This is a genomic window from Pseudomonas sp. GW823-FHT04A03, from assembly GCF_058796615.1.
In genome coordinates, this window is record NZ_JBXAIV010000002.1 from 459362 (window position 1) to 473598 (window position 14237).

General features: G+C 60.7%; 16 protein-coding genes. 4 read left to right on the forward strand and 12 right to left on the reverse strand.

Translation table 11 applies throughout. The features are described from left to right. Positions 1-87 precede the first annotated feature (87 nt). On the reverse strand, positions 88-984 hold the full coding sequence (xerD, locus tag AC1Q9F_RS08050; RefSeq protein ID WP_085609146.1) for a site-specific tyrosine recombinase XerD: 897 nt from the start codon (positions 982-984) through the stop codon (positions 88-90). A 107-nt stretch (positions 985-1091) separates the two neighbouring features. Between xerD and AC1Q9F_RS08055 the strand changes: the two genes are divergently transcribed. Continuing rightward, positions 1092-2900 carry a cation:proton antiporter gene (locus AC1Q9F_RS08055; protein ID WP_492619599.1) on the forward strand — a complete coding sequence of 603 codons (1809 nt, stop codon included), beginning with the start codon at positions 1092-1094 and terminating at the stop codon, positions 2898-2900. Positions 2901-3017: 117 nt separating this feature from the next. Here AC1Q9F_RS08055 and AC1Q9F_RS08060 read toward each other — a convergent pair whose 3' ends face one another. From AC1Q9F_RS08060 to ffh, 6 genes are all read right to left on the reverse strand, one after another. Continuing rightward, positions 3018-3431 carry an acyl-CoA thioesterase gene (locus AC1Q9F_RS08060; RefSeq protein WP_492619598.1) on the reverse strand — a complete coding sequence of 138 codons (414 nt, stop codon included), beginning with the start codon at positions 3429-3431 and terminating at the stop codon, positions 3018-3020. A gap of 90 nt (positions 3432-3521) precedes the next feature. Further along, positions 3522-3872 (reverse strand): 50S ribosomal protein L19, encoded by a 351-nt coding sequence (gene rplS / locus AC1Q9F_RS08065; protein WP_003175895.1) that lies wholly within the window; start codon positions 3870-3872, stop codon positions 3522-3524. 45 nt (positions 3873-3917) lie between these two features. Further along, complete coding sequence (trmD, locus tag AC1Q9F_RS08070; RefSeq protein WP_007954629.1) at positions 3918-4670, reverse strand: tRNA (guanosine(37)-N1)-methyltransferase TrmD; 753 nt, start codon at positions 4668-4670, stop codon at positions 3918-3920. A 3-nt stretch (positions 4671-4673) separates the two neighbouring features. Then, complete coding sequence (rimM, locus tag AC1Q9F_RS08075; protein WP_007954628.1) at positions 4674-5210, reverse strand: ribosome maturation factor RimM; 537 nt, start codon at positions 5208-5210, stop codon at positions 4674-4676. A gap of 5 nt (positions 5211-5215) precedes the next feature. After that, a complete protein-coding gene (gene rpsP / locus AC1Q9F_RS08080) occupies positions 5216-5467 on the reverse strand; it encodes a 30S ribosomal protein S16 (RefSeq protein WP_003198088.1) in 252 nt (83 codons plus the stop codon). A gap of 251 nt (positions 5468-5718) precedes the next feature. After that, positions 5719-7095, reverse strand: a complete 1377-nt coding sequence (gene ffh / locus AC1Q9F_RS08085; RefSeq protein WP_007954627.1) for a signal recognition particle protein — start codon at positions 7093-7095, stop codon at positions 5719-5721. A 209-nt stretch (positions 7096-7304) separates the two neighbouring features. Between ffh and AC1Q9F_RS08090 the strand changes: the two genes are divergently transcribed. The 3 genes from AC1Q9F_RS08090 to AC1Q9F_RS08100 all read left to right on the forward strand — a co-directional run bounded on the left by AC1Q9F_RS08090 (position 7305) and on the right by AC1Q9F_RS08100 (position 10924). Beyond that, positions 7305-8117: a cytochrome C assembly family protein gene (locus tag AC1Q9F_RS08090; RefSeq protein ID WP_492619597.1), complete on the forward strand. Its 813-nt coding sequence runs from the start codon at positions 7305-7307 to the stop codon at positions 8115-8117. 12 nt (positions 8118-8129) lie between these two features. Beyond that, positions 8130-9371: a transporter associated domain-containing protein gene (locus AC1Q9F_RS08095; protein WP_492619596.1), complete on the forward strand. Its 1242-nt coding sequence runs from the start codon at positions 8130-8132 to the stop codon at positions 9369-9371. 236 nt (positions 9372-9607) lie between these two features. Beyond that, positions 9608-10924, forward strand: a complete 1317-nt coding sequence (locus AC1Q9F_RS08100) for an MFS transporter (protein WP_127797013.1) — start codon at positions 9608-9610, stop codon at positions 10922-10924. Between the two features lie 47 nt (positions 10925-10971). Here the strand turns inward: AC1Q9F_RS08100 and purT are convergent, their stop codons facing one another. The 5 genes from purT to AC1Q9F_RS08125 form a co-directional block, all read right to left on the reverse strand. Next, positions 10972-12153 carry a formate-dependent phosphoribosylglycinamide formyltransferase gene (gene purT, locus AC1Q9F_RS08105; RefSeq protein ID WP_039769540.1) on the reverse strand — a complete coding sequence of 394 codons (1182 nt, stop codon included), beginning with the start codon at positions 12151-12153 and terminating at the stop codon, positions 10972-10974. 100 nt (positions 12154-12253) lie between these two features. After that, on the reverse strand, positions 12254-12721 hold the full coding sequence (locus tag AC1Q9F_RS08110; RefSeq protein WP_207985128.1) for a preQ0 transporter: 468 nt from the start codon (positions 12719-12721) through the stop codon (positions 12254-12256). A gap of 64 nt (positions 12722-12785) precedes the next feature. After that, on the reverse strand, positions 12786-13001 hold the full coding sequence (locus AC1Q9F_RS08115) for a DUF1289 domain-containing protein (protein WP_064382419.1): 216 nt from the start codon (positions 12999-13001) through the stop codon (positions 12786-12788). Next, complete coding sequence (locus tag AC1Q9F_RS08120; RefSeq protein WP_007944857.1) at positions 12998-13522, reverse strand: gamma carbonic anhydrase family protein; 525 nt, start codon at positions 13520-13522, stop codon at positions 12998-13000. The genes AC1Q9F_RS08115 and AC1Q9F_RS08120 overlap by 4 nt, the downstream gene beginning before the upstream one ends. Before the next feature lie 47 nt (positions 13523-13569). Then, the gene (locus AC1Q9F_RS08125) at positions 13570-14169 is read right to left on the reverse strand and encodes a CoA pyrophosphatase (protein ID WP_064382420.1); all 600 of its coding nucleotides are present in this window, start codon (positions 14167-14169) and stop codon (positions 13570-13572) included. Positions 14170-14237 lie beyond the last annotated feature (68 nt).

Below are 14237 nucleotides of genomic sequence, written 5' to 3' on the forward strand. Positions count from 1 at the left end.
GGTCATAACCGCCCATCGTGCAAACCGGCAAAGCCTACCACATAAGGCTCCCGTGGCCGAATGCGCCTGTCGCAAGACAAATGGCGCTCAGCCGCGCGGGTGATGTTTGGCATGCAGATCCTGCAAACGCGCCCGGGCGACGTGAGTGTAGATCTGCGTGGTCGACAGATCGCTGTGGCCCAACAGCATCTGCACCACCCGCAAGTCGGCGCCATGGTTGAGCAGGTGTGTGGCAAACGCGTGACGCAAGGTGTGTGGCGACAGCGACTTGCCGATCCCGGCGACTTTGGCCTGATGCTTGATGCGGTGCCAGAAGGTCTGCCGAGTCATCTGTTCGCCGCGCTGACTGGGGAACAGCACATCGCTGGGGCGCCCGCCCAACAATTCGCCGCGACCGTCGCGCAGGTAGCGCTCGACCCAGACAATCGCTTCCTCGCCCATCGGCACCAGCCGCTCCTTGCTGCCCTTGCCCATCACCCGCAACACGCCCTGACGCAGGTTGACCTGTTCCAGGGTCAGGCTGATCAGCTCGGTCACCCGCAGGCCGCAGGCGTACAGCACTTCGAGCATGGCGCGGTCGCGCTGGCCGATGGCTTCGCTCAGATCCGGCGCCTTGAGCAGCGCTTCAACATCGGCTTCCGACAGGGATTTGGGCAGCGGCCGACCGAGTTGCGGCATATCAACGCGCAAGGTCGGATCAACCGAAATCAGTTTTTCCCGCAGCAGATAGCGATAAAAACCACGCACACCGGAGAGGAATCGCGCAGTGGAGCGAGGTTTGTAGTTCTGTTCCAGACGCCAGGCCAGGTGATCGAGGATCAACTCGCGACCGGCATTGATCAGCTCGAGACCTTTGTCCTGCAACCAGCCGTTGAACAGCGCGAGATCACTGCGGTAGGCGTCCCGAGTGTTGTCGGAGAGACCTTTTTCCAGCCAGAGGGCGTCGAGAAACTGGTCGATCAGTGGGTGGTCGATGGCAGGCATGGGCGCTCAAGACACGCAGGTTTGGCACTGCGCGCAAATAAAGAGTGAACGGTTGAAATGGCCGCTAGTCTTTCATAGCCCGCTATTTCAAGGAACAGGGAGCTTCAATGAACGAGCAGCAAATTCTGTTGGCTTTCGGTGGTATCGGTGCCGCCGCACTGGGCTGCCAATGGCTCGCCTGGCGCCTGAAACTACCGGCGATTCTGTTTCTGCTGCTGACCGGCATTCTGGCGGGCCCCGTGCTGGGCTGGCTCGACCCGCAGGAAATGTTCGGCCCGTTGCTGATGCCGCTGGTGTCGCTGGCGGTGGCGCTGATTCTGTTTGAAGGCAGCCTGACCCTGCATTTGTCGGAATGGCGCGAGATCGGCAGCGTCGTGCATCGGCTGGTCACAATCGGAGCGCTCTCGACCTGGGTAGTGATTGCGGTCGCGACCCACTGGCTGCTGGGCTTCGACTGGCTGCTCGCCATCCTGTTCGGCAGCCTGACCCTGGTTACTGGCCCGACCGTGATCGTGCCAATGCTGCGCGTGGTGCGGCCGAAGGCTTCGATCGCCAATATCCTGCGCTGGGAAGGGATTGTGATCGACCCGATCGGCGCGCTGCTCGCGGTGGTGGTCTACAGCTTCATCATCGCCCGCGCCGAAGGCCATGGGCTGGAACAGAGCCTGCTGACGTTTGGCGGAGTGATTGTCTGCGGCAGCGCATTCGGCGTCGCCGGTGGCTGGTTGCTCGGCACGATCATCCGGCGCCAATGGCTGCCGGAGTATCTGCACAATCTGGCATCGCTCGCCGCGGTGCTGGGGATATTCATCGCCGCCAACCAGGTCATGCACGAATCCGGACTGCTGGCGGTGACGCTGATGGGCATGTGGCTGGCGAACATGAAGGGCGTGGACGTGCGGCACATCCTGCACTTCAAGGAAAACCTCAGCGTGCTGCTGATTTCCGGGCTGTTCATTTTGCTGGCGGCGCGACTGGATCTGAACGCGTTGATCGGTCTCGGGCCGCTGGTGCTGATTCTGTTGCTGGTAATCCAGTTGATCGCCCGGCCGTTGAACGTGGTGCTGAGTACCGCCGGTTCGAGTCTGAGTTGGCGTGAGCGTGCATTGTTGTGCTGGATTGCCCCGCGCGGGATCGTCGCGGCGGCGGTCTCGGCGATCTTTGCGATTCGCCTGGATGAAGCGGGCCATGAAGGCGCGCTGTTGCTGGTGCCACTGACTTTCGCCGTGATCATCGGCACCGTCGTGCTGCAAAGCGCGACTGCCCGGCCACTGGCGCGTCTGTTGAAAGTTGCTGAGCCCGCGCCGAGCGGCTTCCTGATCGTCGGAGCTAACGGACCTGCACGCCTGCTCGGCAAGTCACTGCAACAGTTGGGCAGCCGGGTGCTGCTGACAGATTCAAGTTGGGAAAATATCCGCGCGGCGCGCATGGATGGCTTGCCGACCTACTTCGGCAATCCGGCTTCGCAGCACGCCGATGCGCATCTGGACCTGGTCGGCCTGGGGCATTTGCTGGCGCTGTCACCGTCGGGCGAACTCAATACGCTGGCGGCCATGCGCTTTCGTCATGACTTTGGCCATCAACGCCTGTTCGGGCTGGCCAGTGGTCAGGAAAGCCGGCGCAGCGACAAGCACCGTGCCAGCCTCGAACATCGCGGCAATCAACTGGGGAGCGAGGCGCTGACTTACGCCCGACTCGCCAGCCAACTGGGCCAGGGCGCCGACCTGTACAGCACGACGCTGACGGACGGGTTTGGCTGGGACGATTACCGGGCGCTGCATGGTAATCGCGCGACCCTGCTGTTCATGCGCGATGACAGCGGCTGGGTGCATGTCGTGTCGCCGGAAACAGTGCTGAAGCCGGGGCCGGGGTGGACGTTGCTGGCGCTGATTCAGCCGGAGAGTGTCAGCGCCTGATAGAACAAATCGCGGGCAAGCCCGCTCCCACAGTGTCCGTGTCGAACACAACATCAGCGGACAACACAAAATCTGTGGGAGCGGGCTTGCCCGCGAATGCCGCGGCTCGGTGCTGGATCAGGCCGCGAAACCCGGCAGCACTGGCACCGGACGCTTGTCATCATCGATGGCAACAAAGCTGAACTGCCCGTGAATGGCTTTCTCACGGCCGTCGCAGCTCATGCTTTCCACGAACACTTCCACCTCGACCTTGAGGCTGGTGTTGCCGACCTTGATCACCCGCCCGACCAGCTCGACGATGGAACCTGCCGGGATCGCGTGATTGAAGTCGATGCGATCGGTGGACACGGTCACCAGCGGCAAACGGCAGAAGCGCGTGGCGGTGATGAACGACACTTCGTCCATCCAGGCCAGCGCAGTGCCGCCGAACAGGGTGTTGTGGTGGTTGGTGGTCGGCGGGAAAACCGCCTTGGTCACACGGGTCACCGAGAGTTCGGCGCGACGTTCGATTTCTTGCTCGCGAGGGGTCATGGGTCAGGCCTGAAACGGAATGCTGTGGATAAATTGCGGGCAACAAAAAAGCAGCCCGTAGGCTGCTTTTTTCTGCATCGGAAGCTGGACTTAAGCCAGTTTTTCCTTGATGCGAGCTGCTTTACCCGACAGGTCGCGCAGGTAGTACAGCTTGGCTTTACGTACGTCACCGCGACGTTTAACAGCCATGCTGTCGATCTGCGGGGAGTAGGTCTGGAAAGTACGTTCTACGCCAACACCGTTGGAGATTTTACGAACGGTGAACGCACTGTTCACGCCGCGGTTACGCTTGGCGATTACAACGCCTTCGAACGCTTGCAGACGGGAACGATCGCCTTCCTTCACTTTCACCTGAACGACGATGGTGTCGCCCGGGGCAAAGGTAGGGATTTCTTTGGTCATCTGCTCTGCTTCGAGTGCAAGGATGATTTTGTTGGTCATGCTGTGCTCCTAAGGTAAATCGTCTGATCTACCATCGATACGTTGTTAACTATCGTCCCGCTCGCGGATGTATTCCTCGAGCAGCTTCTTCTCTTCTCCAGAAAGCGAGCGGCTTTCCAGAAGATCGGCGCGTCGTTCATAGGTCCTACCAAGGGACTGCTGTAAACGCCAACGCCGGATATGCGCGTGATTGCCACTCAGCAACACGTCGGGAACACGCTGATCCGCATACACCTCAGGTCGGGTGTAGTGCGGGCAATCCAGCAGACCATCCGTAAAGGAATCTTCCTCAGCGGAATCCGCATGCCCTAAAGCTCCGGGCAGCAGTCGTGTAACCGCATCGATCATGACCATGGCCGGCAGCTCACCGCCAGACAACACATAGTCACCAATCGACCACTCTTCATCGACATGAGCATCAATAAAACGCTCGTCAATGCCTTCATAGCGACCGGCAATCAGGATCAATGCATCCGATTTCGCCAGTTCGCGTACCGCCGACTGAGTCAGTTGACGGCCTTGGGGGGACAGGTAAATCACCTTCGCCGCCTCCCCGGCTGCTGCCTTGGCCTGAACCAGAGCATCTTCCAGGGGCTTGATCTTCATCACCATGCCCGGACCACCGCCAAACGGGCGATCGTCCACAGTGTGATGCCGATCCGTCGTGTAATCCCGCGGATTCCAACAGGTCAGCTGCAAGAGCCCCTGTTTGACCGCACGACTGGTAATGCCGTACTCACTGATGGCCGAGAACATCTCGGGGAACAGCGTAATGACGTCTACGCGCAGGCTGGCCATTGCTTAGAAGTCCGCGTCCCATTCCACCCTCATCACGCCTGCTTCCAGGTCGATTGCCAGCACGCATTGCTCCGTATAGGGCAACAACCGCTCGCGATCATCCAGGCTGCCGACGCAGGGCTTGACCACCAATACATCGTTCGCGCCGGTCTCCAACAGGTGATCAACCTTGCCGAAGAATTCTTCGTTCTGGTTGATGACACTCAGACCCTGCAACTGGTACCAGTAGTACTCGTCGCCAGTCAGGTTGGGCAAAAGGCTTCGCGAGATGCAAATCTCGTAACCGCTCAGAAGACGCGCTTCATCGCGATCGTCGAGGCCTTTGAGCTTGGCAACCAGATCCTTTTGAGTGGATCGGCCGCTGACCAGCTCGACCTGCTTTACCACGCCTTCGCGCCGAAGCGTCCAGTTGCGGTAGTTCAACAGGTTTTCAATCGGATCGGTAAAGGAAAAGACCTTCACCTCGCCGCGAACGCCGTGAACCGAAAAAATCTTGCCGACAACGATCAGGTCATCAGCTTTTTCTGGCGTCGCGCTCATACTGCTCAGGCTGCAGCCTTGGCAGATTCCTTCAGCAACTGAGCAACACGCTCAGAAGGCTGTGCACCAACGCTCAGCCAGTAGGCAACGCGCTCTTGGTTCACGGACAGACGAACTTCCTGACCACGTGCAACAGGGTTGAAGAAACCAACCTGTTCTTTGTGGGAACCGTCACGCGGGTTGCGGGAGTCGGTTACGGTCAGGTGGTAAAACGGGCGCTTTTTGGAGCCGCCAAGGGCAAGACGGATTGTTAGCATGTGAACATCGTTCCTGTAGTCGGTGCTGCAAATCTAAATGCACAGCGGGCATGGGTGCCCGAAAGGCCGCATATTCTAAGGAATATCCGGACTTTTGCAAATGACTTTTTCCGGCGCCTGTGGCATGCCGTGCAGATTTGCATATGGGGCCGTCGTTCAAAACGGCCGGTCAGCTCCCGCCGAGTGCGGGTTTGCTGTTGATCCCGCCTCCTTGCGGGGTCTGCGCCGGTACGACGACCGGCGCGGATTCTTTACATTTTTGGCATGCCGCCGCCGGGCAACATACCGCCCATGCCGCGCATCATTTTCGCCATTCCGCCCTTGGCGGAGAATTTCTTCATCATCTTCTGCATCTGCTTGTGCTGCTTGATCAAGCGACCGATGTCCTGCACCTGGGTGCCGGAACCCATGGCGATCCGGCGCTTGCGCGAACCGCTGATCAGCTCAGGGTCGCGGCGCTCGGCCGGGGTCATGGAGTTGATGATGGCTTCCATCTGTTTGAACTGCTTCTCCGCGGCGTTCTGGGCATTGCCCATTTGCGAGAGATTGACACCGCCGATGTTCGGCAGCTTGTCCATGAGCCCGCCGAGGCCGCCCATGTTCTTCATCTGTTGCAGCTGATCGCGGAAGTCTTCGAGGTCGAAACCCTTGCCCTTCTTCAGCTTCTTGGCCAGTTTATCGGCCTTGTCCTTGTCGAGGGTCGCTTCAGCCTGTTCGATCAGGCTGAGCACGTCGCCCATGCCGAGGATCCGCGAAGCGATACGCTCAGGGTGGAACGGATCAAGCGCTTCGCTCTTCTCGCCCATACCGATGAACTTGATCGGCTTGCCGGTGATCGCGCGGACGGACAGCGCAGCACCGCCACGGGCATCACCGTCGACCTTGGTCAGGATCACACCGGTCAGTGGCAGCGCATCACCGAAGGCCTTGGCCGTGTTGGCCGCGTCCTGACCGGTCATGGCGTCGACCACGAACAGGGTTTCGACCGGGTTGATCGCGGCGTGCAGCGCCTTGATCTCGCCCATCATCTCTTCATCGATGTGCAGACGACCGGCGGTGTCGACGATGACCACGTCGATGAATTTCAGTTTTGCTTCTTTAATAGCCGCGTTGGCGATGTCGACCGGTTTCTGGCTCAGGTCGGACGGGAAAAACGTCACGCCGATGTCGTTGGCCAGGGTTTCCAGCTGTTTAATAGCAGCAGGACGGTAGATGTCCGCCGACACGACCATGACCGACTTCTTCTTGCGCTCTTTAAGGAAGCGCGCCAGTTTGCCGGCGGTGGTGGTTTTACCAGCGCCCTGCAGACCGGCCATCAGAATGACGGCAGGCGGCACGGCGCTCAGGTTCAAGTCTTCGTTGGCCGCGCCCATCAGGCTTTCGAGTTCGGCCTGGACGATCTTCACGAACGCCTGGCCCGGCGTCAGGCTGCGCGACACCTCGGTGCCGACAGCGCGTTCCTTGACCGAATTGACGAAGTCCTTGACCACCGGCAGGGCGACGTCGGCTTCGAGCAACGCCATGCGCACTTCGCGCAGGGTGTCTTTGATATTGTCCTCGGTCAGCTTCGCCTTGCCGGTGACATGGCGCAGCGTCTGCGAGAGACGGTCGGTTAAGTTTTCAAACATTGCGCGATCCTTTCAGGCCCTGTGTAGACCGGGATAATGGCGGCCCAGACCGGAATCAACATGTGCTCGGCGAGCCTGCGGCGTGGGCAGGTCGCGGATTATAGCGAAGACTGCGTCTGGCGGACACCTCGCTGTCAGCTTGTCGGTCTTTCGTGCAATGGCGGTTCTATGCCAAACTCAGCCCCTTTCGGGCTTGCCTAACAGGATTTATGCTCCCCTTGTCACCGAGTTTGCTGACCACCCTCGCCGCCGCTCTTCTCTATGCCGCTGCGACCCTCTATCAGGGCACTCGCCTGGCCACTGGCGCCAAGGCCAACAAGCGCCTGCTGGTCTGGCTCGGCGTCCTCGCCGTGCTGGCCCACAGTGCCAGCCTGCTCACCCATTTATTGACGCCGATCGGCCTGGGCCTGGACTTCTTCAGCGCCTCGAGCCTGATTGCTGCGGCCGTCATCGCCCTGACCCTGCTGGCCTGCTCGCGGATCCCGGTGGAAAACCTGCTGGTGCTTCTGTTCCCGCTCGGCGCGATCACCGTACTGCTGGCGCAATTTGCGCCGACCGGCACGGTGCAGGTCATCGATGAAGAACCGGGCATCCTCGCGCACATCCTGCTGTCGATCCTCGCCTACGGCATGTTCACCATCGCGGTGTTCCAGGCCTTGTTGCTGTTGGTGCAGGATCATCAGCTCAAGCACAAGCACCCGTCCGGGCTGATCAAGAACTTCCCGCCCCTGCAAACCATGGAAAGCCTGTTGTTCGGTTTCCTCTGGGCCGGCTGGACTTTGCTGTCGCTGTCGCTGATTTCCGGCTGGCTGTTCGTCGAGAACCTGTTTGCCCAGCACCTGGTGCATAAAACCCTGCTGGCCTGCCTGGCCTGGATCGTGTTCAGCGTCCTGCTGTGGGGCCGTAACCGGCTCGGCTGGCGCGGGCACAAGGCAATCCGCTGGACCCTCGCCGGTTTCTGCCTTCTGATGCTCGCGTATTTCGGCAGCAAACTGGTTCGTGAATACATCCTGCACATCTGACGGGCGGCATAAATGGACGGTTTGCCCATAGGGCCGATGCTCGCGGTATTTGTCCTGCTGATTCTCTGGTCGGGGCTGTTTACCGCCGTCGAAGCGGCGCAACAGCACCTGCTCGCGCAACGCACCGCCTCCCGCGCCAGCGACAAGCCCCTGGCCAAGCTCAGCTTCCCGCTCGACAGTCTGATCCTCTGCAATACCCTGTGCCGCGCCCTGGCCGTCATCCTGGCCACCCTGCTGGCAATCTTTCTCTGTGAAGAAAACGGCCCCTGGGCGGCTTGCCTCGGTGCCGGCGCCCTGCTGCTGGTTTTTGCCGATTATTTCCCGCGCACCCTCGCCCAGCGATATCCGGATGCGGTGCTGGCGTTCGGCAATACGCTGCTGGCAGTACCGCTGAAAGTGGTTTACCCGCTTGCCTGGCTGCTCAGCCGCATCAGTGATTTGCTGATGCGCCCGTTCATCCGCAAGGCCCAGGTGGTGCAACAGAGCGAAGACGATGTGCCGGCGGAGCGTCATGACGATCCGGATCATCCGGTGCGTCCGCACCCGGTTTCAGGCATCCATGCGCTGGACAACATCACGGTCAACGACATTCTGGTGCCGCGCAGCGATGTCGACGGCATCAACCTAGACGATCCGATCGAAGAAATCATCGAGCAATTGCGCAAGAACCGGCGCACTCGCCTGCCGGTCTTCCACAGCGATATCAATCAGGTCGAGGCGGTGCTCAACACCCGGCAGATCCGTCACCTGCTGGAAAATGGCAGTCTGACCCGCGAAGCGTTGCTGGCGGCCAGTTACGAGCCGTATTTCGTCCCTGAAAGCACCCCGCTGCAACTGCAACTGCTGAACTTCCACAAGCAGCAGCGGCGTCTGGGCATGGTGGTGGATGAATACGGCGAAGTGCTCGGCATCGTCACCCTGGAAGACATTCTCGAAGAGATCGTCGGCGAATTCGAAAGCGAGCACAGCCTCGACAACCCACATATCCACCCGCAGGCCGATGGCCGCATGGTCATCGATGGCGCGGCGTCGATCCGCGAGCTGAACAAATGCTTGGGCTGGCACCTTCCCAGCGACGGCCCCCGGACCCTCAATGGTCTGGTGACCGAGGCGCTGGAAACCATCCCGGAAAGCGCGGTCTGCCTGAAGATCGGGCGCTACCGCCTGGAGATTCTCGAAACCGAGGAGAACCGGGTGAGCAAGGTCCTGATCTGGCACACCACTTCGGCCCCGGCGCTGGCCACGGCCCGCTAGCCAGCCCCCTTGTTCAATCGTTAGCCACCTTCCTATAATCGCGGTGCTTACCCAAGCCCCGCCGAACCGCGTGCTTACCCCGCACCCGACAAATTCCGGCCGGTTCATCGGCAATATCCGCATCACACCGACGACTGTTCCTACCTGAAGCAGCGATCGCGCCTCATCCCACATCCCTGGGTGTTCGACCATAATAATTCGCTCCAACGGAGCTCATGACTGTCAGGGATCACCGCATGACGACCAGTACCGCTTACAGCGACACCACGCCTGCCCAACCGACCAACTCCGCCACCCGCGTGGCCACGGCGAGTTTCATCGGCACGGCCATCGAGTTCTACGATTTCTACGTCTACGCCACCGCCGCTGCGCTGGTCATCGGGCCGGTGTTCTTCCCGCAGACCTCCGGCACCGCGCAGATGCTCTCGGCATTTCTGACCTTCGGCATCGCCTTCCTCGCCCGACCATTGGGTTCGGCGCTGTTCGGCCACTTTGGTGACCGGATCGGGCGCAAATCGACTTTGGTCGCTTCGCTGCTGCTGATGGGTGTCTGCACCACGCTGATCGGCGTGCTGCCGGGTTACGACAGCATCGGGGCCTGGGCGCCGATCCTGCTATGCGTGCTGCGCTTCGGCCAGGGCCTGGGATTGGGTGGCGAATGGGGCGGCGCAGCGCTGCTGGCCACCGAAAACGCCCCGAAAGGCAAACGGGCGTGGTTCGGCATGTTCCCGCAACTCGGCCCTTCGATTGGTTTTCTGGCTGCCAATGGTCTGTTCCTGACGCTGGCCATGACGCTCAATGATGAACAATTCCGTAGCTGGGGCTGGCGGATTCCGTTTCTGCTCAGTGCGGCGCTGGTGATGGTCGGCTTGTACGTGCGCCTCAAGCTCCACGAAACCCCGGTGTTCGCCAATGCCATTGCCCGTCAGGAGCGAGTGAAAGTGCCGCTGGTCGAGCTGTTCAGTCAGTACTGGGCACCGACGTTGCTGGGTGCCGCCGCCATGGTGGTGTGCTATGCGCTGTTTTACATCTCGACCGTGTTCTCCCTGAGCTACGGCGTATCCACATTGGGATATAGCCGCGAGACCTTCCTCGGCCTCCTGTGCTTCGCGGTGCTGTTCATGGCGGCTGCCACTCCTTTGTCGGCGTGGGCAAGTGACCGTTACGGGCGCAAGCCGGTGCTGATCGTCGGCGGTGTGCTGGCGATTCTTTCCGGATTTCTGATGGAGCCGCTGCTGACTCAGGGATCGACCTGGGGCGTGGCGCTATTCCTGTGCATCGAGCTGTTTCTGATGGGCGTGACATTCGCCCCGATGGGTGCGCTGCTGCCGGAACTGTTTCCGACGCATGTCCGGTATACCGGTGCATCGGCGGCCTACAACCTCGGCGGCATTGTCGGAGCCTCGGCGGCGCCGTTCTTTGCGCAGAAACTGGTGGCGATGGGTGGTTTGAGTTACGTCGGCGGGTATGTGTCGGCGGCGGCGGTGCTCAGCCTGATCGCTGTGCTGTGCCTGAAGGAAACGCGCAATAACGATTTGAATCAGGTGTCGTAAGTGCCCTGATCGCTCCCGCTCGATGCGGGAGCGATCAGGTTGCGAGATTACAGCTCTACAACGACAGCCTGGGAAGCACGGGTCGCCTTGGCGCGAGCGGCCTCGATCGACTCGTCACGGGCCAGTGCAACACCCATGCGACGCTGACCATTGACTTCAGGCTTGCCGAACAGACGCAGCGCGGTATCCGGTTCGCTCAGTGCAGCGCCGAGGTTGGCGAATGCGGTCTGGGTCGACTGGCCTTCCACCAGAATCACCGCCGAGGCCGATGGACCGAACTGACGGATCAGTGGCACCGGCAGACCGAGGATTGCCCGGGCGTGCAGGGCGAACTGCGACAGGTCCTGGGAAATCAGGGTCACCAGACCGGTGTCGTGCGGACGCGGCGACACTTCGCTGAACCACACCTGATCGCCTTTGATGAACAGCTCGACACCGAACAAGCCACGGCCGCCCAACGCTTCGGTCACGGCTTTGGCAACGCGCTCGGATTCAGCCAGCGCCACCGGACTCATGGCCTGTGGCTGCCAGGATTCCTGATAATCGCCCTTCTCCTGACGGTGGCCGACCGGCGCACAGAAAGTCGTGCCGCCAACATGACGTACAGTCAGCAGAGTGATTTCGTAGTCGAAATCGATAAAGCCTTCGATGATCACGCGGCCTTTGCCGGCGCGACCGCCCTCTTGTGCGTAGTCCCAGGCTTTCTGCACGTCATCGGCGCTGCGCAGCAGGCTCTGACCCTTGCCCGACGAACTCATCACCGGTTTCACGACGCACGGGAAGCCCAGGTCCTGAACGGCCTTGCTGTAGTCCTCGAAGGTGTCGGCGAAGTGGTACGGCGAAGTCGGCAGGTCCAGCTCTTCGGCGGCCAGGCGACGGATGCCTTCGCGGTTCATGGTCAGCTGCGCGGCGCGAGCGGTCGGGATCACGGTGAAGCCTTCAGCTTCCAGTTCCACCAGAGTGGCGGTGGCGATGGCTTCGATTTCCGGCACGATGAAGTGCGGCTTCTCGGCTTCGATCACTGCACGCAGGGCGGCGCCGTCGAGCATGTTGATCACGTGGCTGCGATGGGCAACCTGCATGGCCGGCGCATTGGCGTAACGGTCAACGGCGATCACTTCAACGCCCAGGCGTTGCAGCTCGATCACCACTTCCTTGCCCAACTCACCACAGCCACACAGCAATACGCGGGTCGCGGTCGGCGACAATGGAGTTCCGATACGGGTCATCTCAGGTCCTCAAAGAAGCGGATCATCGAGGAAAGCAACGCCAGACGCGCTTTCCATGGGGAGAAAGCGCGGCATTTTACATGAACCTGAGGGTTTGGCTTCAGCCGGCGACAGCCTGTTTGCGTTCGCGCCAGGCCATGATCAGCCAGACCGCAGTCACACCGGCGAACTTCGAGGCCAGCGCGGTGATGAGCACCGGCGGCGTCAGCAGGTCGATCATGCCGAAGAAGATGAAGGTATCGAGGGGAATGCTCAGCGCCGAGCTGATCCACAAGCGGTCGCGCAACGGGCGCTTGGTGATGGTGAACACCAGCCAGTCGATGCACTCCGAGACCGCGAATGCCGTGGCGCTGGCCAGCGCAATCGACGGATCGGACGTGACATAGGACAGCACCAGCGCCGCCAGCATCGCTGCAATAGCGCCGTGGCCGAAACGGATCTGCACCATGTCGCGCAGCACGAACACCAACCCGCCCCAGGCCGACCAGATGATGTCCAGGTGCGGCGCGGTGGAGAAGGCGAAGTTGATCAGCACGACGCTGCTGATGTAAGCGATGAGGAAAATCATGGGCGTGACCTGTCAATTTGGCGCACAGGTTACTTCAGCCCTTCGATGACGCCAATCAAATCGGTTATCGCCCTGGCGTTTTCCCGATCATCCAGACCAGACCACTGGCCTTCGCCCGCTCATGACACAGGCCGAGCACCACGCGCCGCTCGTCGTTGGTCATCCGGCTCCAGCGAGTAATTTCCTCGACCGTGCGCTGGCAACCGGTGCAAATATCGTCTTCGTCCAGCGCACAAATGCTCACGCACGGCGAGGCGACGGGTCTTTCCGGGGTTGTCATTCTTCCTGCTCGACCAGATCGCGCGCATAGCGCTGGGAGTTATGCACATAGTGCGCGGCACTGGCTTCGAGCATTTTCTTCTGCTGCTCGGTGAGTTCGCGCACCACCTTGCCCGGCGAGCCCATCACCAGCGAACCGTCCGGGATTTCCTTGCCTTCGCCGATCAGCGAATTGGCGCCGATGATGCAGTTCTTGCCGATCTTCGCGCCGTTGAGGATGACGGCGTTGATGCCGATCAGGCTATAGTCGCCGACCGTGCAGCCGTGGAGCATGGCGTTGTGGCCGATGGTCACGCCGGTGCCGATGGTCAGCGGATAGCCCATGTCGGTGTGCATCACGGTGCCGTCCTGGACGTTGCTGTTCTTGCCGATCAGGATCAGTTCGTTGTCGCCGCGCAACACGGCGTTAAACCAGACGTTGGCGCCCTCTTCCAGTTTGACCTTGCCCACGAGCACGGCATTGGGGGCGACCCAGCTCTGTGGATGGGTTTCGACACGGGCGTCGCCCAGGCGGTATTTCATCTTGTTTTCCTCAGGGCTCACGATGGCTGGCCATTCGAGCGATGGCTTCAGGTATTGATAAAGCTTTTGGGCGGCTGATGCAGGCTGATTTTGGCGTCATAGAGCAGGTTGATCAACTCGACGATCATGATCGCCGTCAGACCCCAGATCTTGTATTCGCCGTAGCGATAGCTCGGCACGTACCAACTGCGACCCTGATAGTCGATGCGATGGGTGTGTTCGCGCGGATCCTTGCGGAAGAATTCCAACGGCACACTGAACACCGCAGCGATCTCGGCATCATTGGCCTGGTATTCGACAAAATCGGGAATCACCCCGACATACGGCGTGACCTTGATGCCATGCAGGGAAATCAGCGGACTGAGCGGACCGATCACTTCGACCAGTCCCGGCGGCAGGCCGATTTCCTCTTCGGCTTCACGCAGGGCGGTAAACACCAAGTCCGGGTCTTCCGGATCCCGTCGCCCACCGGGGAAGGCGACTTCGCCGCCGTGGGTCGATAGCCCGCTGGCGCGCAGGGTGAGGACAAGTTCGGGTTCGTCACTGCGAGTAATCGGCACCAGGACAGCGGCCTCGGGGAAACGCGTGTCGGTCTCCAGCGTGCGCGGCGTGTGATTGCTTACCCGGTGCAGTAGCTCGTCCAGCATAAGTGTTCTCGATCGGTGCCTTACCCTGCATCATGCACCAATCATTGCGACCGCCCAAGCCCCGAACA

Coding starts and splice junctions, on each gene's coding strand:
- xerD (WP_085609146.1), bottom strand. CDS start 984: ATGCCTGCCATCGACCACCCACTGATCGACCAGTTTCTCGACGCCCTC.
- AC1Q9F_RS08055 (WP_492619599.1), top strand. CDS start 1,092: ATGAACGAGCAGCAAATTCTGTTGGCTTTCGGTGGTATCGGTGCCGCC.
- AC1Q9F_RS08060 (WP_492619598.1), bottom strand. CDS start 3,431: ATGACCCCTCGCGAGCAAGAAATCGAACGTCGCGCCGAACTCTCGGTG.
- rplS (WP_003175895.1), bottom strand. CDS start 3,872: ATGACCAACAAAATCATCCTTGCACTCGAAGCAGAGCAGATGACCAAA.
- trmD (WP_007954629.1), bottom strand. CDS start 4,670: ATGGCCAGCCTGCGCGTAGACGTCATTACGCTGTTCCCCGAGATGTTC.
- rimM (WP_007954628.1), bottom strand. CDS start 5,210: ATGAGCGCGACGCCAGAAAAAGCTGATGACCTGATCGTTGTCGGCAAG.
- rpsP (WP_003198088.1), bottom strand. CDS start 5,467: ATGCTAACAATCCGTCTTGCCCTTGGCGGCTCCAAAAAGCGCCCGTTT.
- ffh (WP_007954627.1), bottom strand. CDS start 7,095: ATGTTTGAAAACTTAACCGACCGTCTCTCGCAGACGCTGCGCCATGTC.
- AC1Q9F_RS08090 (WP_492619597.1), top strand. CDS start 7,305: ATGCTCCCCTTGTCACCGAGTTTGCTGACCACCCTCGCCGCCGCTCTT.
- AC1Q9F_RS08095 (WP_492619596.1), top strand. CDS start 8,130: ATGGACGGTTTGCCCATAGGGCCGATGCTCGCGGTATTTGTCCTGCTG.
- AC1Q9F_RS08100 (WP_127797013.1), top strand. CDS start 9,608: ATGACGACCAGTACCGCTTACAGCGACACCACGCCTGCCCAACCGACC.
- purT (WP_039769540.1), bottom strand. CDS start 12,153: ATGACCCGTATCGGAACTCCATTGTCGCCGACCGCGACCCGCGTATTG.
- AC1Q9F_RS08110 (WP_207985128.1), bottom strand. CDS start 12,721: ATGATTTTCCTCATCGCTTACATCAGCAGCGTCGTGCTGATCAACTTC.
- AC1Q9F_RS08115 (WP_064382419.1), bottom strand. CDS start 13,001: ATGACAACCCCGGAAAGACCCGTCGCCTCGCCGTGCGTGAGCATTTGT.
- AC1Q9F_RS08120 (WP_007944857.1), bottom strand. CDS start 13,522: ATGAAATACCGCCTGGGCGACGCCCGTGTCGAAACCCATCCACAGAGC.
- AC1Q9F_RS08125 (WP_064382420.1), bottom strand. CDS start 14,169: ATGCTGGACGAGCTACTGCACCGGGTAAGCAATCACACGCCGCGCACG.